At 62.0% G+C, this 23,776-nt stretch carries 20 protein-coding genes; 17 read left to right on the top strand and 3 right to left on the bottom strand.

The annotated features are described in order from the left end of the window. Nucleotides 1–132 precede the first annotated feature (132 nt). Genes ACQR1I_RS20435 through ACQR1I_RS20425 form a run of 3 tightly spaced genes read left to right on the top strand, consistent with a single transcriptional unit; the run spans nt 133 to nt 2,496 of the window. A complete protein-coding gene (locus ACQR1I_RS20435; RefSeq protein ID WP_434866344.1) occupies nt 133–1,518 on the top strand; it encodes a lipopolysaccharide biosynthesis protein in 1,386 nt (461 codons plus the stop codon). Between the two features lie 19 nt (nt 1,519–1,537). Continuing rightward, nucleotides 1,538–1,726 carry a hypothetical protein gene (locus tag ACQR1I_RS20430; RefSeq protein WP_434888827.1) on the top strand — a complete coding sequence of 63 codons (189 nt, stop codon included), beginning with the start codon at nt 1,538–1,540 and terminating at the stop codon, nt 1,724–1,726. A 5-nt stretch (nt 1,727–1,731) separates the two neighbouring features. Continuing rightward, a complete protein-coding gene (locus tag ACQR1I_RS20425; protein ID WP_434866342.1) occupies nt 1,732–2,496 on the top strand; it encodes a class I SAM-dependent methyltransferase in 765 nt (254 codons plus the stop codon). Between the two features lie 38 nt (nt 2,497–2,534). On the opposite strand, the gene ACQR1I_RS20420 is transcribed toward ACQR1I_RS20425, so the two are convergent. After that, nucleotides 2,535–4,043 carry an exopolysaccharide biosynthesis polyprenyl glycosylphosphotransferase gene (locus ACQR1I_RS20420; protein WP_434866341.1) on the bottom strand — a complete coding sequence of 503 codons (1,509 nt, stop codon included), beginning with the start codon at nt 4,041–4,043 and terminating at the stop codon, nt 2,535–2,537. Between the two features lie 155 nt (nt 4,044–4,198). Here ACQR1I_RS20420 and ACQR1I_RS20415 point away from each other — a divergent pair, with 155 nt between their 5' ends. Continuing rightward, nucleotides 4,199–4,651: a hypothetical protein gene (locus ACQR1I_RS20415; protein ID WP_434866340.1), complete on the top strand. Its 453-nt coding sequence runs from the start codon at nt 4,199–4,201 to the stop codon at nt 4,649–4,651. Nucleotides 4,652–4,665: 14 nt separating this feature from the next. Here ACQR1I_RS20415 and ACQR1I_RS20410 read toward each other — a convergent pair whose 3' ends face one another. Further along, complete coding sequence (locus ACQR1I_RS20410) at nt 4,666–5,310, bottom strand: AAA family ATPase (protein ID WP_434866339.1); 645 nt, start codon at nt 5,308–5,310, stop codon at nt 4,666–4,668. A 494-nt stretch (nt 5,311–5,804) separates the two neighbouring features. Here ACQR1I_RS20410 and ACQR1I_RS20405 point away from each other — a divergent pair, with 494 nt between their 5' ends. The 11 genes from ACQR1I_RS20405 (at nt 5,805) to ACQR1I_RS20355 (ending at nt 20,494) form a co-directional block, all read left to right on the top strand. After that, nucleotides 5,805–7,133, top strand: a complete 1,329-nt coding sequence (locus ACQR1I_RS20405; RefSeq protein ID WP_434866338.1) for a calcium-binding protein — start codon at nt 5,805–5,807, stop codon at nt 7,131–7,133. Nucleotides 7,134–7,342: 209 nt separating this feature from the next. Then, on the top strand, nt 7,343–7,948 hold the full coding sequence (locus ACQR1I_RS20400) for a class I SAM-dependent methyltransferase (protein ID WP_434866644.1): 606 nt from the start codon (nt 7,343–7,345) through the stop codon (nt 7,946–7,948). Between the two features lie 200 nt (nt 7,949–8,148). Beyond that, on the top strand, nt 8,149–10,416 hold the full coding sequence (locus ACQR1I_RS20395) for a peptidase domain-containing ABC transporter (protein ID WP_434866337.1): 2,268 nt from the start codon (nt 8,149–8,151) through the stop codon (nt 10,414–10,416). After that, nucleotides 10,406–11,752 carry an HlyD family type I secretion periplasmic adaptor subunit gene (locus ACQR1I_RS20390; protein WP_434866336.1) on the top strand — a complete coding sequence of 449 codons (1,347 nt, stop codon included), beginning with the start codon at nt 10,406–10,408 and terminating at the stop codon, nt 11,750–11,752. Before ACQR1I_RS20395 ends, ACQR1I_RS20390 begins: the two co-directional genes overlap by 11 nt. Continuing rightward, a complete protein-coding gene (locus tag ACQR1I_RS20385; protein ID WP_434888826.1) occupies nt 11,667–13,781 on the top strand; it encodes an SEL1-like repeat protein in 2,115 nt (704 codons plus the stop codon). Before ACQR1I_RS20390 ends, ACQR1I_RS20385 begins: the two co-directional genes overlap by 86 nt. 285 nt (nt 13,782–14,066) lie before the next feature. Then, nucleotides 14,067–14,615 carry a hypothetical protein gene (locus ACQR1I_RS20380; RefSeq protein ID WP_434866335.1) on the top strand — a complete coding sequence of 183 codons (549 nt, stop codon included), beginning with the start codon at nt 14,067–14,069 and terminating at the stop codon, nt 14,613–14,615. A 15-nt stretch (nt 14,616–14,630) separates the two neighbouring features. Further along, a complete protein-coding gene (locus ACQR1I_RS20375; protein ID WP_434866334.1) occupies nt 14,631–16,175 on the top strand; it encodes a galactosyltransferase-related protein in 1,545 nt (514 codons plus the stop codon). A 22-nt stretch (nt 16,176–16,197) separates the two neighbouring features. Continuing rightward, nucleotides 16,198–17,568 carry a glycosyltransferase gene (locus ACQR1I_RS20370; RefSeq protein ID WP_434866333.1) on the top strand — a complete coding sequence of 457 codons (1,371 nt, stop codon included), beginning with the start codon at nt 16,198–16,200 and terminating at the stop codon, nt 17,566–17,568. Nucleotides 17,569–17,640: 72 nt separating this feature from the next. Further along, the gene (locus ACQR1I_RS20365) at nt 17,641–18,408 is read left to right on the top strand and encodes a sulfotransferase family protein (protein WP_434866332.1); all 768 of its coding nucleotides are present in this window, start codon (nt 17,641–17,643) and stop codon (nt 18,406–18,408) included. 31 nt (nt 18,409–18,439) lie between these two features. Further along, nucleotides 18,440–19,420: a hypothetical protein gene (locus tag ACQR1I_RS20360; protein ID WP_434866331.1), complete on the top strand. Its 981-nt coding sequence runs from the start codon at nt 18,440–18,442 to the stop codon at nt 19,418–19,420. 39 nt (nt 19,421–19,459) lie between these two features. Further along, nucleotides 19,460–20,494 (top strand): hypothetical protein, encoded by a 1,035-nt coding sequence (locus ACQR1I_RS20355; RefSeq protein ID WP_434866330.1) that lies wholly within the window; start codon nt 19,460–19,462, stop codon nt 20,492–20,494. 6 nt (nt 20,495–20,500) lie between these two features. On the opposite strand, the gene ACQR1I_RS20350 is transcribed toward ACQR1I_RS20355, so the two are convergent. Next, nucleotides 20,501–21,502 (bottom strand): sulfotransferase family protein, encoded by a 1,002-nt coding sequence (locus tag ACQR1I_RS20350; RefSeq protein ID WP_434866329.1) that lies wholly within the window; start codon nt 21,500–21,502, stop codon nt 20,501–20,503. A 229-nt stretch (nt 21,503–21,731) separates the two neighbouring features. Here ACQR1I_RS20350 and ACQR1I_RS20345 point away from each other — a divergent pair, with 229 nt between their 5' ends. Together ACQR1I_RS20345 and ACQR1I_RS20340 are read left to right on the top strand one after the other, a co-directional pair. Beyond that, complete coding sequence (locus ACQR1I_RS20345) at nt 21,732–22,505, top strand: sulfite exporter TauE/SafE family protein (RefSeq protein ID WP_434866328.1); 774 nt, start codon at nt 21,732–21,734, stop codon at nt 22,503–22,505. Between the two features lie 266 nt (nt 22,506–22,771). After that, complete coding sequence (locus ACQR1I_RS20340) at nt 22,772–23,587, top strand: class I SAM-dependent methyltransferase (protein ID WP_434866327.1); 816 nt, start codon at nt 22,772–22,774, stop codon at nt 23,585–23,587. Nucleotides 23,588–23,776 lie beyond the last annotated feature (189 nt).

Below are 23,776 nucleotides of genomic sequence, written 5' to 3'. Positions count from 1 at the left end.
GCGCGACCGGTCGCGCCGGTTTTGCGCTAGAAGGTCGGCCGTGCAGCCGAGCTCCGTCATGACGAAACAAATGCCCCCCTTTTCCCAGGCACAGCGCGGCCGAAACGCTGACCATTCGACCTGCAGGTCGTCATGACCGGCCTAGCACGGCGTCTGGCGGCTGGCCTAGTCGGGCAGGGGCTGTGGCGGCTCGCCGTGGCGCTGAATCCGATTCTGCTGGTGCCCGTGCAGCTGTCGCATTGGGGCATCGATCTGTTCGGGCAGTGGATCACGGTGACCGCGCTCGCGTCCTACCTGTACTACGTCAATCTGGGGCTGGTCGCGACGGCCACCAGCGACCTGATCATGGCAGTCGCGGCGAACGACAGCGCCCGCGCGCGGCGCAGCTTCCAGATGTCCTGCAATCTGGCGCTGATCGTTCTGCCCGCCATCCTCGCGGTGGCCGTCATCGCCCTCACCGCCTTGCCGTTGGCGCGCTGGTTCAATCTGGAAGGAATCGGTGACGGCGCGCTGGCCGTCATCTTTGCCTTCGCCTCCGCCCAGATATGCTTCGAGACGACGCGGGGACTCATGGCGGCCGTGCTCTACGCCACGGGACGCTATGGCTTCGCCTATACCATCGCGACGGCGATCAAGCTGATCGAGTTGCTGGCGGTGGTCAGCGCGATCGCCTTGCGCGGGGCGCAGCCGGTGCACGTTGCGGGCCTGACGGCCGTGGCCGCCTTGATCGACCTCGTCGTGGTGACCCTGTTCGCGCGCCGGCTGGCGCCCTGGGCGCGCGTCGATTTCCGCGTGCTCGATCCCGGTTGGCTGCGTGAGCAATTCCGGCCGGGGCTCGGATTCAGCGGCTATAATCTCGCGACGCAGGGCGTGATGGTCCAGGGGCCGCGGCTTGTGCTCGGCACGCTGCTCGGTGGGCCCGCCGTCGCGATCTATGCCGTCTATGCCACGGCCATGCGGCTCGTCGACCAGCTGTTCCAGATCGTCATGGCGCCGGCGGGCGTCGAGATCAGCCACGCCGCCGGGCGCCAGGACGTTACGCGGCTCGTGCGGCTCATCGGCTTCGTCATCCAGCTGTCGCTGCTGGTGTTCGCCGGTGTTTTCCTGACGTTGATGACGCTGGGCCCGCTGATCTTCGACTGGTGGACCGGGCATCAGATCGTGTTTCATCACCAATTGATGGTGGTCTACCTCGTCATGTCGGGCGCCGGCCTGCCTGGGCGGATCGCCGCCCAGGCGTTGATCAGCGTGAACGCGATGCGCAGGATTGCAATTGCCGCCTTGCTGGCCGCAACCGCCGCCGTCGCGTTCGGGGCGGCGCTGGTCCCGGCCGTTGGCCTCGTCGCCGTGCTGATCGGCGGCATCGCCGGCGAACTGGCGATGTCCATCCTGCTGTGGCGCGCGCTGCAGAGCTGGCTGGCGCTGCCGCTCCGGCAAGTGATGATCGAGGCCACCGACTTCGGCGGATCCCTGATGCGGCTGCGCCGGCAAGCGGCGACCGTGCTCGGTCGAAGGTGACATGATGGCTCAAGCCTGCATGCTCCATGTCGGCGACAACGGCGCCGCCTCACGTATCGAGCAGAGTTTTCGCGACGAGCAGTCACAGGGCGACGACAACGCCGCGCGGCTGGCTGGTGCGATCGGCCGCAGCCCGGTGCTGCGCTCGCTGTTTGGCGGAATGAACGCCGCAGCCGTGCCCCGGGAAGCGAGGAAGGTCGAAGGATGACGCGCATGGAAGCGAAGATGCCACCGCCCGCATCGGACCAGGACGCCAATCAGTTCATGTATCAGCGTTACGTCTCGTCAGGCGGGTTCGGTGCTGCGCCGGCTGACAAGGCCGATCTAGCGCCGCGCATGCCGATCATGCGCGATCTCGTGCGGCGGTTCTTCCCAGCCGACCGCGATGCCGACATCCTCGATCTCGGTTGCGGCAACGGCGTGCTGCTGCTGGCTGCGCAGGACGCGGGCTATCAGCGGCTGCAGGGCGTCGACGGATCGGCGGAACAGGTCGCGATCGCTCACCGGCTCGGGATGACCGGGGTGCGGCAGGGTGATCTGTTCGAAGAGCTGGCGCGAACGGGCGACGGCGCGATCGACGCGCTGGTGACCTACGACGTCATCGAGCATCTGACCAAGCCGCAACTGCTGCAGCTGGCGCAGGAAGCGCTGCGCGTCCTCAAGCCGGCCGGCCGCTGGATCATTCATGCGCCGAATGCCGAATCCCCCTTCTTCGGCCGCATCCGCTACGGCGATTTCACCCACGAGCTCGCATTCACGCGGCAGTCGCTCGGCGCCGTGCTGCGGGCCGCCGGCTTTGCTGACGTCCGCTGCGCGGAGGACGCGCCGGTGCCGCATGGGCTGAAGAGCGCGGTGCGGCTGGTGCTGTGGAAGCTGATTCGGTCAGCGCTGCGCTTCGTCATCGCGGTGGAGACTGGCGATACTGCGGACGGAATCTACAGCCAGAATCTGATCGCGGTTGCCGTGAAGGCGGCCTGAGACGCGCCACCGACCACTTCGGCAGCCGTCGCCTGGTGTCAGTAGCTCTGGCGATAATTGCTGACCGAGAGCAGCAGCACGGCGGTGAGCAGGATGATCTTCAGGTCGAACAGAAACGACCAGTGATCAATGTAGAACAGGTCGTAGTCGATCCGCTTCTGCATCTTCTCCAGCGTGTCGGTCTCGCCGCGCAGCAGGTTGACCTGGGCCCAGCCGGTGATGCCCGGCTTCATGTTGTGACGGCGCGACAGCGGCGGAATGCGCTCCTCGAACATCCTGTTGTGCGCCAGGGCGTGAGGACGCGGACCAACGATCGACATCTCGCCGCGCAGCACGTTGAACAGCTGCGGCAGCTCGTCGATGCTGGTGGCCCGCAGCCAGCCGCCGATCCAGGTGATCCGGGGATCGCCGCGGGTCGCCTGCTGGAAATCCTCCGGCACCGGGCTGGCGCGCATGGTGCGGAATTTGAGTACCGTGATCGCCTCATTGTTGAAGCCGTGCCGCACCTGCCGGAACAGGATCGGGCCGCGGTCGGTCAGCTTGACCAGCGCGGCGACCAGCAGCAGCAGCGGCGCGAGGATCACGAGCAGCACCGCCGCCAGCACGATGTCGAAACCGCGCTTGAGCGCTTCGTCCATGGCGGAGAGCGGCCGGCCCTGGATCTGGACGGCGGCGACGTTGCCGAACTCGACGACCTCCGAGGCGGACAACAGCCCATCGAGTCCGGGAACCATGACATGGACGGCGACCGGCAGCTGCGACAGGTGATCGATGAACGTTGGCATCCGGCTCATCTGGTCGGCGGTCGGCAGCACGAAGATGTCGTCTGCGCCGGCGGTCCGGCAGGCCTCGATCAGCGCGCGGGCGCCGGCGGTCTGCTCGAGCTCGGCCAGCGTGAACTGGGCGACGGTGATGATGCCGTTGTCGCGCAGCCGCTGCGACAGCCCCCGCGATTGCCTGAGATCGCCGACGATGAAGGCGCGGCGCAGCGCCAGCTCGCCACGCTGCAGCGCCCGCTGCTGCTGCGAGATCAGGAAGCCGCGCAGCGCCAGCGTGGCCAGGCAGACGGTGATGAACTGCACCAGGAACGCGCCGCGCGAGTATTCGTCCGAGACCTTGAGCAGAAACATGCCCGAGACCAGGAACGCGAAGGCCAGGCTGGTCGCCCTGATCGCATTCCACAGCAGCCGCTGATGACGGAACTTCTGCAGGTGCACGAAATCGCGCAGGCCCAGCGCCGCTCCACAATACAGCGCGGCCAGCAGCACGGCGGCGCTGGCATACTCGGCGGCGACCGGCAGCCCGGGCACGACGACGCGGTGATAGAGCAGGCTCGTCAGATAGGCGACGGTCGAGACCGTGCCGAACTCGAGCGCGATGAACTTGCCCGCCGACGTGGCGCTGCGCGACAGCTGGCCGCGGCCCGGACCTCCGGCCGGCTGGCCGCCTCCGCGCCCCTGGGGTGACGTCGGGGCGGCCCGCTCAGGCGCCGATCCCAGCGCCGCGACCTGCGGATTCCATCGTGCATGTCCTCGCCAATGCAGCACGCCGCTCGGTTCCGTTCTTAACAAATGAGTCGGTCATTTAACATTGACCATATTAACGTGTTGTTGACCATAGACAACCCGGAGAACGATACCCCCGGCACAATTTCAGGCGTAAGAGCCCGGCTGACCGGAGTGAGAGAAATGATCGGATGAGCATGTCGACGCGAATCATGAAGGTGGTGGCTCTGCTGGCGCTGGCCGGTCTCGCGCCGTCGGCTCCTGCTGCGGTGGCGCAAACGGCGCCCGGCACGGCCGGCAGCGGCTTCGCCGGGCGTCCGCAGGTCGGCGGAACGTATCAGCCGCGCGTGGCTCCGGAGATCGCCGTGACCGGCACCGCCGGCGAGGTCCAGCGCCACAAGGATTTCTCCGGCAGGCCATGCGTGGCGGTGAGCGGCATGTCGCGGCCCTTCGTCACCAATCCAAAACTGTTCGATCACGTGATCAACGCGGAGAATGGCTGCCCGAAGGCGATCACGATCCAGGTGTGCTACCTGCAGTCCAGCGGCTGCGTCGCGATGGACGTTCCGGGCTATGGACGCAAGGAGGCCGTGCTCGGCACGATGCCTTCGCAGAAGGATTTCCGTTTCCAGTTCGTCGAGAAATTCTAGCGCGCCGTACCGCGCTATTTGCGCTTCGGCATGGCCTTTTCGACCGCATCCGTCAGCGTGCGGATGTCGAGATCCGCAGATTGTCCGGGCGCGTAGCTCGCGACCGACTGGCCGACCGAAAACGCCCGGACGAAGGCCGAGCGGCTGGCCACCGATGGCGCCAGCGGCTCCTTGAACTGCCGCAGCTCGTCGACGAGTTGGCGGCCCTCGAGCGTGCGCCGATCGATTCGATTCGGCACCAGCAGAACCTTGACGGGCTTCGAGCGGCGGCGGCGCACGGCGTTGATGATCGTCATGGTGTGCGCTGTGGCTTCAATGTCGAGGCCGGACGCGGTGCACGGCACGAGGATCACGTCGGCGAGCGCGATGGTCGCGCCCATTTCGCGCTCGGTCGGCGCGGTGTCGAGCACCAGCAGGTTGGCCTTGATCTGCCGAATCTCGCGCGCCCAGGCCGCGACCGGCATTTCCTCCAGCCCCATCTCGTAGACGGGTATTTCGAGATTGCCGAGCTCGGCCCAATGACAGGCGGACCGCTGCGGGTCGACGTCGACGAGCGCGACGTTGTGGCCGCGCCGGCCGAGTTCGGCGGCGACACAGATGGCCATGGTCGTTTTCCCGACCCCGCCTTTACGCTGCGCTACCGTGATTATCGTTGGCATGTTCTTCAAGACTACACGTTATCGGATATGTTTGATCAGTCGCATCGAGGTATTTTGAAGTACATTGCGGCGCAGCAACCCAAGAATTGTTCAGCTATACATTGGCGAACGTGCGGCTTGCCTAAAGTATTAACGCCGATAACTTGAAAACATCACGTCAATTCGGTGGATGCATACAGAGTCATCATATGTCTTCCTCCCAGTTCCGGGCAGAAGTACTGCCTGCGAGACGGCGAATTGTGAAAATCCACTTAACCGGAATATGACGCGATCAGCGAATTTCGTCGTTTTAGTTGCCATTTCATGAATGATCTCGCTTGACTCCCCAGTCTGCTCGTTTAACGTTCACTTAACAAAACGTGGGAGTTCGCGCCGCTTTGTTGTGCGCGTTCTCCGGTGCTGATGCTGTCGATGCGAATTCGTTTGAAGAATCTGTGCGGCCGAGTGGTGTGCATCAGTGTTTTTTGCGTGGAACTTAACATTGGGGTCGTGGCATGACCGTTTCCTATTTGACTAAGACGGAGCTGAACGCTGACCTCACGGGGTCCAACCATTTTGATCCGAGCGTCCAGGCCGCACTGATTGCATCGCTCGAGAATTCGGGCGTCTACGACTCTGGCCCCGAGGACGGCAAGAAGGCGTGGTTCCAGAGCGGACCATATCCGGGTGGCCCGGTGTCGCCGATCGTTCAGATTCTCGAGGTCACGAACTCGACTACGGTCCAGACTGATTCGACGCTGAAAGCGATCATCATGAATGATCCCGGCGGAAACCAGCTCTACGTGACGGATCTGCCGAATGCCCACAACAACGTCTTCGTTGCAATGGGCACGGGCAATGACAGCGTCAATCTGTTCGATAGCGGCAACGACACCGTCTTTGGTGGCTCAGGCGCGGATGTGATCGGCGGCGGCGCGGGCAACAGCTTCCTGTTCGGCGGCGACGGCAACGACAGCATCTTTGGCGGCAGCGGTTCCGACACGCTGGTGGGCGGCGCCGGCGACAACTACCTCCAGGCCGGTACTGGCGCGCATCAGCTGCTGCAGTCGGGCGGTTCGGGCAACAACACGCTTCGTGACGTTTCGTCTGGCACCAGCACCCTGACGGCGGGCACTGGCAACGACACGTTGTGGGGCTATGGCGCCGATACGCTGAACGGCGGCGCGGGTCATTCCGAACTCCACGGTGGCATCAATTCGCTGCTCATTTCCGGTAGCGGCGTCGGCGGTTGGAACGTGCTCGGATCCGGCAGCACGCATTCCGGCGAGGCCAACGTCCTGCAGGGCAGCGCAGGGGCCGACAGCCTGTTCGGCGGTGGCGGCAACGACTCTCTGTATGGCGGCTCTGGCAACAATTTCCTGGTGGCTGGTACCGGCTCGCATCAGTTGCTTCAGGCCGGCACCGGTGGCGCCTACCTGTACGACCCAGGCTCGAGCGGTGGCCCCGGCACCGACACGCTCATCGGCGGTTCCGGCAACGATACGATCACCGGCCAGCAGGGCGACCTTTTCCAGGATACGGGCGGCGCCGGATCGCACAACGAGTTCTGGGTCTATGGTGGTACCGGAGCGAGTTCGACCCTGCAGGGTGGTGCAGGCGACGACACCTTCCATATCGAGACCAAGATCGGCAACGATACGATCATCGGCGGTGGCGGCACCGATATTGCCGGGTTCAAGGATCGGGCGTTCTCGGATGTCCAGTCGCTCACCTTCAACAGCAGCAGCAGCAGCTACGATCTCGTCTTCAACAACGGTCAGCAGATCCATCTCTCGGGCGTGTCGGAACTCTATTTCACCGATCAGGTGGTCAAGCTCACCTAAATTTATCCCAAATCATGACGGACAAACCCCGCTTCGGCGGGGTTTTTCTTTTTGGCCGATGTCTACCGGTTGACGCTCTCGCGTGACATCCGGACCCGAATCTGATCGCGTCTTTGTAGAAGTATTAGTTTCACCACGGCGGGGCTCCGTTTCGAGCCAATCCGTCACCCAGCGAGTGGATCAGGTCTTTGACATCTTCGCTCAAGCGCATGCTGAATGCCGGATCCGGACCGCGGCCGGCGCAACGCATCGCCCGTCTCATCGCCGAGAAGCATTGGGAGGAGGTGCGGCTCGACATCGACCCGGAGGTCAGGCCGGACGTCGTCGGCTCGATCACCGCGCTCGATGCGTCGTTCGACGCGCAGTCGTTCGACGCGGTGTGGTCGTCTCACGTGCTGGAGCACCTCTATGCGCACGAGGTCTATCCTGCGCTGCGCCAGATCCACCGCGTGCTGCGCCCCGACGGCTTCGCGCTGGTGATGAGTCCGGACATCGAGGCGGTCGCGCAATTCATCCTCGATCACGGCATCGCGGCCGTCGCCTATCAGTCATCGGCGGGGCCAATTCGTCCGCTCGACATGCTGTACGGCCACTCGCGCGCCATCGAGGACGGCCATCATTACATGGCGCACCGCACCGGTTTCACCGCCGACCGCCTCGGCAACCTGCTGATGACCGCGGGATTCCCGACGATCAATGTCCGGCGCGAGAATTTCGAGATCTGCGCGCTGGCGTTCATGCCGGAGGCGGACGTCGCCGACATCGAGACCTCGCTGGCGAGAATCGGTTTCGACATGCGCGAGACCGCCGCCTGACGGGCGGTGCTTGCGCCGCCGGCGACCGGCGCTGCCTATGTTAATCACATGATCGAACCTTACGCTCCGCCGGGCTGATCGGCGGCGGTGCGACGTTGGCTTTCTCCGTTGTTATGCGATATGGTAATGGTATGTTATAGATCGTTTGGCGCAGCGGACCTCATGCTGCGAACGGCATATTGCTCAGGAGCATCGCAGCGATGTCCTCGTCTTCCGCCACCATGCCGCAGCCGGCGCCGTTCTCTCCTTCGAACTTCGATGCGGGCCTGGACGGCGCGGCGCCGACCGGACTCGCCGCGCTCGTCATCGTGGCGCGCCAGCATGGCCTGCATCTCACGGTGTCGCAGCTGATCCACGACAACGTGCTGTCGGGTGCGGAGGTCACGACTGCGGAGATCCTCAAGTCTGCCAACAACTCCGGCATGACGGCGAAGGCCGTGAAGCTGGACTGGGACGGCCTCAGCCACCTCAAGAAGGCGCTGCCGGCGATCGTCCGCCTCAAGGACGGTAGCAGCATGGTGCTGCTCCGCCTGGATGGCGACGAGAACAACCCCCGCGTCGTGCTGCGCGATCCCAATGTCGACGACGACACGCTCCTGGTGATCGACCGCCTCCGCCTCGAGGACGTCTGGACCGGCGACGTCGTCCTGGTGAAGCGCGACTACGAGATCTCGGACGAGACCCAGCCGTTCAGCCTGGGCTTGATCACGGCGCTGATCTTCCGGGAGCGGCGGATCGTCCGTGACGTCGCGATCGCCGCGCTCGTGCTGGGCATGATGGGCCTCGCGCCGATCATGTTCTATCGGCTGCTGTCGGAAAAGGTGCTCTACTACAAGGCCTTCAGCACATTCACCGTGCTTTGCGTCGCGATGTTCGTGCTGATCGCGTTCGAGTCGGCGTTCGCGTTCCTGCGTCAGTTCCTGGTGCATCAGTTGACCGCGCGATTGGACGTCAAGCTGTCGACCTACATGTTCGATAAGGTCCTCAACCTTCCGATCGACTTTTTCGAGCGCAACCAGGTCGGCATGGTCGCGCGCGACATGCGCGAGATCTTCCGGATCAGGACTTTTCTGATGGGGCAGCTGTTCGGCACGATCCTGGATTCGACGACGCTGATCTTCTTCCTGCCGGTCATGTTCTTCTTCAGTCCGATCATGACCTTTGCCGTGCTGGCGTTCGTGGCGCTGATCGCGGTCTGGCTGGTGGCGATGCTGCCGGTGTATCGCAAGCACTCGCATGCGGTGCTGGCCGCGGAAGGCGTGCTCGGTGCCTTCATGGTGCAGACGCTCAACGGCATCCGGACCGTCAAGTCGCTGGCGCTCGATGCGCGCCAGAAGCACATGTGGGATGTCCACGTCGCGCGCGTGGCGAAGGCGCGCGTGGCGGAGGGCATGGCCGGTACGATCATCCAGGCCGTGGTTCGTCCGCTGGAACGGCTCGCGGTCACGGCGCCTTACGCTCTCGGGGTCTATCTCGCGATCACGACCGACGATCCGGTTTTCGTCGGCGCGCTGTTCGCATTCCTGCTGCTGGCGCAGCGCGTCTCGGCCCCGCTGATGCAGATGGCGCAACTGATCAACCAGTATGACGAAGCGCGCTCGGCGGTCGGCATCGTCGGCAACCTGGTCAACCAGCCGGCCGAGGAGGGGCGCTCGGGCCACGGCGTGCGCGCGCCGTTGAAGGGGCACATCGAATTCTCCGGCGTCACGTTCAAGTACAAGGGCGCCGTGTCGCCGGCGCTCAACGATCTGTCGTTCGAGATTCCGGTCGGCGGCACGCTCGGCGTCATGGGCAAGAGCGGCTCCGGCAAGACGACGATCACCCGGCTGCTGCAGCGGCTGCATTCCGAATATGGCGGGCTGATCAAGATCGACGGCGTCGACGTGCGCGAGTACGACGTCGACCATCTCCGGCGCAATGTCGGCGTCGTGCTGCAGGAGAACTTCCTGTTCTCCGGCACCATCCGCGAGAACATCTCGGCGGCCAAGCCCGATGCGACGTTCGACGAGATCGTGCGCGCGGCCCGGCTCGCCGGCGCGGAGGAGTTCATCGACAAGCTGCCGCGCGGCTACGAGACCTACATCTTCGAAGGCTCGCCGAACCTGTCCGGCGGCCAGCGGCAGCGGCTGGCGATCGCGCGGGCGTTGCTGGTCGATCCGCCGATCCTGATCCTGGACGAGGCGACCTCGGCGCTCGACGCCGACAGCGAGGCGATCGTCAACGCCAACATCGCCCGGATCGGTCATGGCCGGACGATGATCATCATCTCGCACCGGCTGTCGTCGCTGGTCGATTGCGACGCGATTCTGGTGCTGAATCGCGGCGCGATCGACGACATCGGCCGCCATGACGAGTTGCTGGAGCGCAACGAGATTTACTCCAGCCTGTGGCATCAGCAGAACAGCCACGCGCTCGCGGCGCCGCGGCGCGGCCGTCCGGGCTATGGAGGGCCGACTCTTGTCTCGTAGTCCCGCCGCCGTCGCGACAGTCCGCCAGTTCCAGTCCGAAACCGACGCCATCCGCGAGGCGCCCGAGCCGCTGGCGGCGCGGGCCACGCTGTACGTGCTCGTCGCCTTCATCCTGACGCTGATCGCAATCATGTGCCTGATGCGGCTCGACCGCGTCGTGTCCAGCGTCGGCGGCAAGATCGTGCCGCTGGATGCGATCAACGTGCTGCAGGCGCTCGACGCCTCCATCATCAAGAGCATCGACGTGCGCGAGGGCGAGCAGGTCGCGAGCGGGCAGCTGCTCGCGACGCTGGATCCGACCTTCACGCAGGCCGACGTCGCGCAATACCGGGCGCAGGTGGCGAGCCTGACCGCGCAGGTGCTGCGCGACAAGGCAGAGCTCGGCAACACCGCGCTGGTGTTCCCGCAGGACAACGACGCCGAATTCGCCAGCTACGCCGCCCTGCAGAAGGCGCTGTATCAGCAGCGCCGCGCGCAGTACGAGGCGCAGATCGCGAGCTTCGATTCCAAGATCGGGCAGACCGCGGCGACCATCGCCAAGCTGCAGAAGGACGACGAGCGCTACGCGCAGCGCGATGACGTGCTGCAGAAGATCGAGACCATGCGCTCGACGCTCGCCGATAGCGGCAGCGGCTCCAAGCTCAATCTGTACATCTCGCAGGACTCCCGGCTTGAAATCCTGCGCCAGATGGACAACACGCACAACAGCCTGGTCGAGGCCAGGCATCAGCTCGAATCGCTGAGGGCCGACCGCAAGGCGTTCATCGAGCAGTGGAATGCGCAGCTGAGCCAGGACCTGGTGACGACGCAGAACGCGCTCGACACCGCCAAGGCGGCGTATGACAAGGCGATGCGGCACCAGGACCTGGTGCGGCTGACCGCGGCGGAGCCGTCGGTGGTGCTGACGCTGGCAAAACTGTCGGTCGGCTCGGTGCTGAAGCCCGGCGATCCGTTCATCACCCTGATGCCGGTCAGCGCCCGGCTCGAGGCCGAGATCAAGATCGCCTCGCGCGACATCGGCTTCATCCGCCCCGGCGATCCTTGCACCCTGAAGGTCGATGCCTTCAACTATGCGGAGCATGGCACGGCGCAGGGCAAGATCCGCTGGGTCAGCGAAGGCGCGTTCACGCTCGATGACGACGGCAAGCCGGTCGACGCGTTCTACAAGGCGCGCTGCTCGGTGGACGCGGCCAAATTCCACGATGTGCCGGCCAACTTCCGCTTGATCCCGGGCATGACGCTGACCGGCGATGTTCATGTCGGCACACGTTCGGTGGCAATGTATGTCGTTGGTGGCATGCTGCATGGTCTCGGCCAGGCGATGCGGGAGCCGTAAGGACAAGTTGAGATCCATGGCTCGTATCAGACGTGCGCTGACGAATCTGATTCCGCAACCGTCATCCCTGGAGGCCGGAATCGCCCGCCACACGGAGGGAGATTATGTCGGCGCAGTGCGGATCTGGAGAAAGGTCGCAGAAGCCGGCTCTGCAGAGGCGGCGTTCAGAGTTGCTCAGGCCTATGTCAAAGACGAAGGCGTCAGGAAATCCTATGCTGATGCTGCGTTTTGGTACCGGCGGGCCGCAGAGAGCGGTCATTTGGAAGCTCAGTTGCAACTAGCGCAATTGTTGCAGGATGGGGTCGCTGCTCCGCTTTGGCACGACGGGCCGGAAAATTGGCGTCGCAAAGCCTCTGCCAGACTAGGTCAGGGTTTCAATACAGACGCGCTGCTCTTCCCAACTGGATTTTCTGTCCCCAAGAACGCGGATGAGTCTCTCCGGTGGTCCATGTGTGCCGCGGAGGGAGGGCACGCTGCGGCACAGGTTCGGATGGGCGACATCTACCGCTATGGCTGGTGTGGTTGTTCGATCAGTCTCGACATGGCGCGCGAATGGTACGCCAAAGCGGCAGAGCAAGGCTCCCCCGCTGGTGCCTTTGCGATTGGCGACATCTACTTTCAAGGCCTCGGCGTCGATGTCGACTACGAGACCGCGGCGGCATGGTACCGCAAGGCCGCCGACAGCGGTCACGTCCGTGCCAAGGTCGCGCTCGCGTTCAGCTATCTCAAGGGCACCGGGGTCGCCGAAGACAAGGCCGAGGCCGCCCGGCTGTTCGCCGAAGCGGCCCAGCACGACGACGTGCTGGCGAACTACAACATCGGCCTGCTGTATCTGAATGGCCAAGGCGTCGCGAAATCGGTCGATCGCGCCGAGACGGCGCTGCGCAAGGCCGCGCGCAAGGACTATCTGCCGGCGATCCAGGCGCTGGCCGAGTTCTATTCCAAAGGCCTCGGTGGTGAGCCCGACATGCGCGAGGCCGTGCGCTGGTACGAGCTGGCGGCCGAGCGTGGCGACGTCCAGGCGCAGTTCCTGGTCGGGCGCTTCTATGCGTCGGGCACCGGCGTGCCGCCCAGCCAGCGCGCGGCTGCGCGATGGTTTCTCAAGGCGGCCGAGGGCGGCCACGGCACCGCGGCCTTCAACATCGGCATCTTCCATCTCAACGGCACCGGCGTCGATCGCGACGTCGACAAGGCGATCGGCTGGTTCGAAAAGGCCTCGGAAGCCGGCCTGCGGGCCGCCGAGATCCAGCTCGGCCGTCTCTACGCGTCCGGTGCCGGCGTCGACCGCGATCAGGCGCGTGCGGAACGCTGGCTGGTCAAGGCCGCCGACAGCGGCGATCCCGACGCCAAGGTGGCGCTGGCGCTGTTCCTGCTGCAGTCGGACAGAGCGAGCCTGACGGTCGCGCGCGCGACCCGGCTGCTGGAAGAGGCCGCCAATGGCGGCCACGCGCCGGCGGCGTTGCAACTCGGCTATCTCCGCGAGGGACGGTTCGGCGGCGTGCCGTGGGTGACTGATGCGATCATCTGGTACACCCGCGCCGCCGAAGCGGGGTTGGCGGATGCGATGTTCGTGCTCGCGCGCCTCTATCTCGATTCCAAGATTGCCATCCCCAATCCAGTTGTCGGCGTGGGCTGGCTCGAGAAGGCGGCGCAGGCCGGCCATTCCGGCGCGCAGTTCGATCTCGCCGTGCTCTACTGCACCGGCAATGGCGTGCCGCAGAACCTCGAAAAGGGCGTCGCCTGGTACGAGGCGGCCGCGCAGGGCGGCCATAGCTTCGCGCAATACAATCTGGCGGTGATGACGTCGAAGGGGCAGGGCTGCACGCGCGATCCCGAGAAGGCGATGACTTGGTTCGCGGCCGCAGCGGAGCGCGGCATGCCGGAGGCGCAACTGGCGTTGTCCGAGATCTATCGCACCGGCCAGGGCGTCACCCGTGATCCCGCGCTGGCGAAACGCTGGTGCGAAATCGCCGCCGAAGCAGGTTCCGAGCGCGCCCGCGAGCGGTTGCGGTCCTGGACCGACGGCTGAGCAGATCTTCCTCGATCCCGTCGCTGCTGCTGCGTCCGACTAGCTCGGATCGGCTCGTCAAGGACCTTGTCGAAATGCGATTGTGCTGATTTGTTATGAGTGTTGCCGGTTGGTAGATTTAAAAGTCAATTTGATGGAATAAAACGATCAAAGTGTTTCGAAGTTTGGCCCGCGACCGATAACATAACAGTGGTCCGAGAGTTGCTTCGTTAGGGACTGCTGAGGTGAGCGGCGTGGTCGTCTGTTTCGAGGCCATTGTTGATTTGAAGAAGAGGTTGGACTGAGATGGTGACGATTCCGCATCCAAAGATTGCGTTTGGCGATCTCGCCGAGCGACTGAAGTCGAACGAGGACGAGGTCACGATTCCCCGCGCGGTGCTCAACCGGCTTCTCGATCTCTACATCTCGTTCTGGGATTTCGACGAGGAATGGTATCTCGCGACGTATCCGGACGTGCAGGCTGCGGTGGCGCAGGGCGCGCTGGCGTCGGGCTGGGCGCATTTCCGCGCGGTCGGGTATTTCGAAGGCCGGCTCGGCTACCGGCCCGTCGTCGACAGTGAATGGTATCTCGAAACATATCCCGACATCGCGCAGGCCATCCTCGAAGGCAAGATCCGCAGTGCGGCGGAGCACTTCGAGAATTTCGGCTATGCCGAGGGCCGTCTGCCGTCGGATCCCGGCGTCGATCCCAAATGGTATGCGGGCCGCTACATGAACGGCGCCGCCAACGGCTCGGCCAATGGCGCCGCGCATGACATCGACGCCCGCAAGGTGGTCGAGAACTTCGTCAAGATCGGCTACCGCCAGCTGGCCTTCCCGGCTCCTCCGCGCTAACGAGTAGGATTGCCGATGGCCGATGCGCCCCTGTTGTCAGTCGCCGTTCCTCGCTTCGATGAGCGGCGCTATCTCGAGCTCAGTCCGCAGGCCGAGGCCGCGCTGCGGGCCGGCGAGGCGGACACCGCCTTCGATCACTTCCTGCGCGTCGGCATCGATGAAAACAAGTACACCCTGATCCGCCGGGAAAGCGTCAACCTCGCCTGCGCGGTCGAGCGCTTTCTCGTCTCCGACACCGGCTTCTTCATGATCCTCGGCTGGCTCGCCGACGAAGGCTGCGACCGGCCGCGCATGAAGCTGATCGGCGGCGAGTTCAACATCGAGCTGCCGTCGACGGCAGTGTTCCGCCACGCCCGCAAGGACGTCGAGGAGCACGTGCGCGGCGGCGCCTATGATTTCGGCTTCGTGGCGTTCGGTCAGGTGCCGTCGAAGTCGCTGCTGAAGCAGTCGGTGCTGTTTCAGGCCGCCTCGCTCGCGGGCACGTTCCAGGCCAAGATCACGCCCGAGATCGTGTCCGACAAGCGCGTCATGGACACGATGCTGCAGATGATCGCGACCTGCGAGGCGCATGCCGGCAAGCAGGCCTCGATCTACGACTTTCTCTGCGGCGCCTCCGGCCGCACCCTGATTCACCTGTTCCGCACCCATGTCGCCGCGGCGATCTCGGCGCCCTACATCCAGCGCTTCCGGCCGCGGCCGGTGACCTGCAGCTTCATCACTGTGCTGTTCGGCTCCACCGAGCCGATCAAGCTGCAGCCGATGCTGTTCCGGGCCGCCGGGATCGACTTCGGCGAATGGATCTATGTCTGCAATTCGCCTGAAGATGCCGACGAGGTGCTGCGCTATGCGCGGCTGATGTCGGACCTCTACGACGTGATGATCACCGTCGTCGTGCTCGGCGACAACGCCGGCTTCGGCGCCGCCAACAACGTCGCGATCGAGCATGCCGCGAGCGACCGCATCTTCATCATGAACCCGGACGTCTATCCGATCACGGCCTATGCCCGGCAGATGCAGGAGGTGATCGCGGCCGATGACCTCGGCTCCACGATGTGGGGCGGCCTGCTGTTCTACGACGACCACAATCTCATGCATTCCGGCATGTACATGGAAAACGACGCCTTCGTGCGGCGCAACTCGCTCAATCGCAACGACAACGCGCTCATCGCGCCCTACGGCCAGCTGGTGCGGGTCGAGCATTTCGACAAGGGCGTTCCGTTCGTCGAGGCGGATTGGCAGAAGCCGCGGGTCGTGCCGGCGATCACCGGCGCCGTCATGGTGTTCGAGCGCGCCGGCTTCGAGAAGCTGGGCGGGTTCTCGACCCGCTACATCTACGGCCATTACGAGGACGCCGATCTGTCACTGCGCTGGACCGCCAATGTCGGACAGGTCTGCATCCATCCCCGGATCCGCCTCGTCCATCTCGAAGGCCAGGGCTCGCGGGCGCGCGGCGAGGAGTATCGCGGCGCGTCGATGTCGAACCGGTACTTCTTCACAGCGGCGCATGGCGCCTATCTCGGCGGCCAGCCGGCGTCCGCGCCGCTGGCGGCATCGGCGTGATTGCGGGCGCGGGGCTGTTGCGATGAGAATTGTCTATGTCAGCTATCTGCATCCCTCGGTCGCGCCGGGCGGCGCCCAGCAGGTCGCCTACGAGATGTTTCAGGCCAGCCTGAAGCAGGGGCACGACGCCTATTTCATTGCCGCGCTCGAAGCCGATCACGACCAGACCTACGGCAAGCCCGGTGCGCCGATCGTCCCGGTGCAGGGCGAGGAGCGGCAATATTTCTATTTCCCGCAGTTCTACGACTTCGTGCATCTGTCGGTCGGCGACTGGCGCTCGATCCAGTTCTTCCGCGAGCTAGTCGAGCGGCTGAAGCCCGATGTCGTGCATTTCCATCACTATCATCGCGTCGGCGTCGAATCGATCCGCGCCGCGCGGCTGGCCGCGCCGGACGCGCTGATCTGCTTCACCTTCCACGAGATGATGGGCATCTGCCTCGCCGACGGCCAGATGGTGAAGAAGGGCTCGCGCGATCTCTGCCACGCCGCCTCGCCGATCGCCTGCAACAAGTGCTTCCCCGACCTGCGGCCGGAGTTCATCACGCTGCGCCGCTCGCGTCTGCAGGCCGCGCTCGACGAATGCGACGTCTTCATCTTCCCGTCCGAGTTCATCGCCGAGCGCTACGTCGATTGGGGCCTGCCGCAGGAGCGCTGCGTCGTGATCCCCAACGGCCAGGCGCATCTCGGCCGCGACGCCGACCGCACCCAGCATTCCCGCCAGGTCAACCGTTTCGGTTTCTTCGGCCAGTTCATCGACAACAAGGGCATCGACGTCATCTTCGAGGCGCTGCTGATCCTGTCGCGCGAGCAGCGCGTTCCGCAGTCCGGCATCGTCGTCGAGATCAATGGCGGCAACAAGCACTACGCCACCGGCCCGTACATGGAGAAGATCGCGCAGCAGGCCGAGGAGCTGCGCAAGCTGCAGGCGCCGGTCACCGTGCGGGAGAACGGCGCCTATGGACGCGACCAGCTGCCGCAGCGCATGACCTCGGTCGACTGGGTGATCGTGCCCTCCACCTGGTGGGAGATCTTCGGCCTGGTAGTGTCGGAAGCCTGGATGTTCGGCCGTCCCGTCATCGCCTCGGCGATCGCGGGGCTGAAGGAGCGCGTCATTCCCGGCATCAACGGCTTCACCTTCCCGGCGCGCGACGCCCGCGCACTGGCCGACCTGATGGCCAAGCTGGTCGGCGACGAGCGGCAGTGGAAGCAGGTCAACGGCAGCATCGAGCTGCCCTGGACCGAGCTCGAAATGCTGGATGCGCATGTCAGTGTGTGGGAGGAGTTCGGGGCGAAGAGGCTGGCGGCTGCGCCATCTGTGACGCCGAAGCCGAAGACCGTCACCAAAGTATTCTCGTCGAAGTCGAGGACGTCCGCAGGAGAGATCGCGAGATAGATCGTTGTCGCAGGATCAATCTGCCGGCGCTGTGCATGGTGCTTCGGAAAACTTGTCTTTCACGAGAGTAGGATGACAGACGAAAATTGGCGCTTAAGACAAGGACCAAAAGTCTTCATAGTGGGAGCACCAAGGTCTGGAACGTCGATCTTGCTTTTTGCACTGAAAGACGTTTTCGGATTGCCTGGTTTCGGAGAAAGTCACGTGATGCCAGCCTTTCAGCGCATGGTTCATCACCTCCGAGCCTATGTAAATTCACTCGAAGGATCGCCAGACCCCATCATGCTCAAACGGCTCGATCGTATCGAGCTGGAGCAGCACGTATTCGCCTACATACGCCATTTCTACGCAGCCCAATTTCCGCAGGGACGATGGGTAGACAAAACGCCGACTGGGGAGGCGGTATTCGGGCTTCCCTTGATCGAGAGCATCTTCCCCGGCTCTCGATTGATTGCGACGAAGCGAAACGGCATCGAGGTGATCGTGTCGCACCAGAAGAAGTTCAAATCCACTTTCGAGGAAGCATGCCAGAGCTGGCTTAGCGCTATGCAGGGCTTACTTCATGCGCGCCAGGGCTGCCAGAATCTGCTCGAGGTTGATCAATTCGATTTGCTTAACAACTCCGTAGAGGTTGCCAACAAGGTTGCGTCGCACTTGGGTTTCGAGAGCCGGGCAGATCGTCTCTCTCAATACTTTCTTACTCACCGTGTTGAACGATCATCGACTTACGATGGCTCTTCCAAGCTGCGGCTCGCCGATACCTCCTGGTCTGCAGCAGACCAAGAGAAATTCAAATCGATGTGTGGCTCGATGATGCTAGAGTTTGGCTACGAGATCTAGATCGCAAAGAAGAATTCGCAAGAGGCGCCTGATGCGAGTTGTCACCGATTGGAAAGAGTGTGCTCTCTCGATCGAGAGCATTCTTCAAGATGATCAGCCACTCTTTCTGGGAAGAGTCGGAGGGAGTGATACCAATGCGGTCGCTGCGCTTCTCGAGGCAAAGCGAGCAGGGCAGGGGGATTTGTGGGGTAAGATTTACAGGCATCGTCTCATCGTTGAGCGATATAACGGCTATTACGATCTAGATAATCGAGGGGAGACATTCTGGAACTACATAAATTCTCTGCTCGAGTCTTATCGCAAACTGAAGCACGCTTTCTTCTGCAATCATCAGTTGCTTTCGATGTATTTTCGTTCAAACATCAATCCCGATGCCTACGTAGAGAACGTCGAGGGCAAGGCCGGGTTTGAGGCTCTGGTGGAGGAGATCAATGACGTAAGTCCAGACTTCCGCTGTTATCCATTTCCATTTGTAGAGAAGCTAACCTTGCATGATCATACACTAATGCACGTGTTCGCCGGAGTGCTCGAGTCCAAAAGTGTCCTTGTAGTCTCTCCATTTTCCGAAAGTATTGCCCAGAATTTCCATAATCGGTCGGAGTTCTTTCGGAACTACGCCTACCCCTCTTTCGAACTGAAACTGTACAATACGCCAATTACGTATTCTGGGCTTCCGAAGGAATTTTACCCGCATAAGAATTGGTTTGAGACCGTTGAGGCCATGAAGAGCGAAATCCGCGACATCCGGTTCGATATCGCTCTGCTGTGCTGCGGCTCGTATGCCATGCCACTAGGCGATTTCATCGCGGAACAGATGGGGCGCAAGGCAATATATGTCGGCGGAATCCTCCAGATGATGTTTGGTATCATGGGTCGTCGGTACGAGAATCCGTTTTTCACCAGCCAGATCAATCCCGAAAAGTTCATCTATCCCGTGGAAGGGCAGAGGTATTTGCAGCACGTAAAGATCTCGCCAGAGATGGCTAAAGAGGCGTTTGCTGCCTATTTTTAACAGCCGTGTCTACGTAAGTACGAGCGAAGTGATCGGGCAATGAATAAACGCGAGAAGCTCATTCGTGTAACGGCGCCGTGGCGTGCCTTCTTGCGCCTATTAGATTTAGCCAAAAATTGCTCCATTGGTGTCGCTCTTGTCTGTGCGTTGTTCTTCGCAATAGGATGCTCTACCCGCGTTGCTGTTGCGGAAGTTCGTCGTGTAGATGTTTGGTTTGCGCCGATCCACCCTAACGATAGGCCAGCCGGGAAAGGTGTTCCCGACTACTTCGATCTCTTCTCAGACTCGGCTCCCTGGCAATCGGTTGCATCAAAGATTTCGGTATTTCAGATTTATCTCGACTTGCTTCGGCGTGGATCGGATGATGAAATTAGAAGCCTTATCTCCTATCTTAGATCTAAGGGGATATCCCTCTCAATCGAAATGCCAGTCCTCGCGGACACCGCTTGGTGCGAGCCGGGAACGAAGCGTAAACGTTGGATGGTGCCGCTTATCGCGCGCCTGAAGAGGCTGGGTGGCGATCTGAACTATATCGCCATGGTTGGGCCGCTCGTTGATGGCCATGTGTACAAGAAGAAGTTCTACTGCAACAGGCCGGTCGAAGATGTTGCCGCTGACGCGGCGGCTACAATCACAGAGATACGTAAGTTCTACCCCAATGTCATAGTTGGAGATATTGAGCCACTCGCAAAACATCCAGAGTATCCGAACTGGGGGGAGCTCCCGGTCTGGCTGGAAGCATTCAAGCGTCAGGCGGGAGTTCCGATCTCTTTTATTCATCTCGATGTGAGGTGGGCTCTAAATTGGAAAGAGCCCTTGCTCGACTTAGTTCGCGACGCCCGGCGCTTCGGGGTTAGAGTTGGAGTGATTTACCACGGGGATCCCCTGGCATCATCCTCCGAAGCGGTCGCCGCCGGTCTCGCCAAGCACGAAGCGGAGGTTGAGATCGAACTTGGCGTCAGGCCTGATGAAGTGATTTTCCAGAGCTGGCTAAATTATCCCGAGTACGCATTGCCTGAGGATAATCCATCATCAATGACGGGAATTGTCCGTAGCTACCTGCTTCATCGCTGATCGGCGCTAGCTTAGCTGATAGGAAAAGTGTTCCATCATTGGTCCGCAGACACGCTTGAAGAAACTCACCTGAGCGGCAGACCATTCTGTTTGCGATAGAGTGTCTCTACCAATGCCAGCGCCAGTGCGCTCGCGGCTTCCGGCACCCAGCGATCTTGCAATGCCGTCTGCTTTGTCTGCGTAACCCAAATACTGCGCTGCTCGCATGGCGACATCGTGTGGCTCCAAAAGCATATCCTCTTGGCGAAGTTCAAGGTAATGCGGCAGTAGTTGCTTCACTCGCAGCCATTCGGTCATGGCGGTAGCCCAATCGGTGCAATGGGTCTCAAAATTCCCGCCAAACTTGGCCATCCGCGAGAGAACGTTGGAGATCCCATTCCGATACAAGAATATGAACTTGGCATCCGGAAAACATTCGAGAAGGAACGGGGTAGCGCTGATCATGGGGTGGCCGGGCGTCTTGTCGAGGAAAGACGCAGATGCGTGAACCGAGTAATAGGCAGTGCGAGCTGCATCGATGGCTATTTGGCGGAAATTCTGCTGGGCCAGGAATCGTACCAATCCGTTCGGAGAGTCGATATCGCCTGTGAATGAATTTGCAGCCGCCGCGAACAGCGGGGCGGCATGGCCTTCGCCGAGCCATGGCAGTTCGAGCTGTCTCGCAAGGGTGTCGCCGAGCTCGGATGTGCCTGATCGAGGAGAACCCAAAATAAAGATACGAAGGCGTGGGTGGCGGTCGATCCTTAACTTTTGTATCTTTGCCATGGGGGTTTGACTGGACCCATGATAGATTTCTACGCTTGCGACGTCCCTGTCGTCGAGCGGGCGGTCGTAAAGTAGCGTGAAGCTTCGCGCCCTGGCGCCACCTTTCGCCGCGATGTCCTCCAGATCCTTCCGCCGTATCGTTGAGGTCGTGGAGCCGACGATCTGGCCATTTAGGAAGGCCCTGATGTGCGCCGGGGCATTGTTGTCATCTTCGGCCCAGCCGAGTGCGAATTCTTGCGACAACACTTCCACTCGTCCAATAGGAGGCATGTATATGACTTTCCATTTTGAAGGTAGGTTGATTTGCTTGTGCTCTGGACGAGCGAAGTAAGAATGACCTTGCTCTGTCCGTATGGCTGATCTTGGCAGGCTGCCCGTCTCCGCGAATTGCTTGAGTGTTAATTTTGTGATGATATGAGATGCTTTTAGCAAGATGTACAGCGCTTAGAGCGCACGAGCTTTTGCGGCATTGATGACGACGAGTCTCTACATCCTCTCCGGCTTCTTCGTCGGCGTTCTCGTCGGCCTGACCGGGGTCGGCGGCGGGTCGTTGATGACGCCGCTGCTGGTGCTGCTGTTTGGTGTGCATCCGGCTACCGCGGTGGGAACCGATCTGCTGTTCGCGGCGTCGACCAAGACGGTCGGGACGCTGCTGCATGGCCTGTCCCGCAACATCGATTGGCGCATCGTCGGGCTGCTGGCGGCCGGCAGCGTTCCCGCGACGGCGGCGACGCTGGTGCTGCTGGCGCATCTGGACCTTTCCGGCGGCGCGGCGCGTGAGCTGGTGACGATCGCGCTCGGCGTGGTGCTGCTGCTGACCGCCTCGTTCCTGCTGTTCGCCCGCAGCCTGCGCGCGAGCTATGCCAAGCGGATCGCGGCGCTCGGACCGGCCAAGGTGGAAGGACTGACGGTGCTGCTCGGGTTCGCCATGGGCGTGCTGGTCACCACCACCTCGGTCGGCGCCGGCGCCATCGGCGTCACCGTGCTGATCTTTCTCTATCCGGCGTTGCCGGCGTCGCGCATCGTGGGCTCGGACATCGCCCATGCGGTGCCGCTGACGTTGATCGCCGGCGCCGGCCATTGGTATCTCGGGTCGGTGGATTGGGGCCTGCTCAGCCCGCTGCTGATGGGATCGCTGCCCGGCATCGCGCTCGGCAGCACGTTGGTCGGGCGGGTGCCCGACGCAGCGGTGCGAACGGCGCTCGCCGTGATTCTCGTCGTGGTCGGTGTCCGGCTGATGATTTGATCGGGCGTCCTTGGGCAGCGTGTCTACTCATTCGCCAGCGGGGACAAGTCTGAAGTGTAGTTCGACTCGGAGGAGACTTGTCCTCGCCTTTCAGATTTTGTAACATAAATGAATGGTATGTGCGTTATTACAGTGCTCGGCTAAGAGGCGGATCGCCCTCAAACCGTGCGATAATTATTGAGCGCGCAAGAAGCTTTTGGTGCCAAGCTGCTGGAGCTAGGTGGTCAGATCAGAAATGCGCAAGGGGATTTGTTATGACTCTAAAGATGACGTTCCCGCCCGGCCATTTCTTTTCTCCGGTTGTAGATCCTGAAACAGTAAAGGACTACGTCGCTAGGTACGACAACATCGATCCATCGGAAATTGCCGGGATCGAGTTTCCTTTGGACGAGATGTATCGGTTCTGGAACCAGAACCTGTCATCATTCCGATATGAGCCAAGTAGCGGCGAACGCTACTTCGCATCACCGTTGGCTTATCCAGGTAGCGACGGTCGAACTCTCCGTGCGATGATAGGCGCGTTCAGACCTAAGCGGATCATTGAGGTTGGATCTGGAGGCTCTACGGCTTGCGCGCTCGACGCAATCGATCAATTCGGAGTCGCGACAGAGTTTACCTGCATCGAGCCATATCCCAAGGCCCTTGAAAGTGCTTTGGGGGGCGACATGCGAAGGGTCAATTTGATCGAGAAGATCGTGCAGGACGTGCCTGTCTCGGTGTTCCAAGCTTTGGAAGAAAATGACATCCTCTTCATTGACTCGACACACGTGCTCAAAACAGGAAGCGACGTTCACTACGAGCTTTTCGAGATATTGCCTGCCATCAAGCCTGGTGTCTTGATCCACTTTCATGATTGCAGGTATCCATTTGAGTATCCCAAGCCGTTCATTTTCGAGAGAAACTATTCCTGGAACGAAGCGTACGCCTTGCGAGCCTTTCTGATGTTCAATCCCTTTTTCAAGATTGTTTTCTACAACAGTCTGTTTGCGCGTGTGTTTCGATCTGTAGTTCATGATACATGCCCGCAATTCTTTCCAAATCCGGGCAGCTCCATTTGGCTGCGACGGATCGCGGCGAAGTAGCGGGCGGTGACTGCTTAGACTGGGCCGGCTGCGGCGTGTGCCTGATTTGCCCGTCGGGCGCTCGGCGGGCGAGCGCAGGACGTCGACCCCGCGCGGGGGCGCCGCCGGGGCGATGCGCGAGGCGGCGAATTTCGTCCGCGCGATCAAGCGCATGATCGCTGTCCAGATCTGCTGCGAAAAATATTTCGC

The organism is Bradyrhizobium sp. HKCCYLS2038 (genome assembly GCF_051167655.1).
Taxonomy (GTDB): Bacteria; Pseudomonadota; Alphaproteobacteria; order Rhizobiales; family Xanthobacteraceae; genus Bradyrhizobium.
The sequence above is the reverse complement of the archived record's forward strand: the minus strand, read 5'-3'. Positions and strand labels throughout refer to the sequence as shown.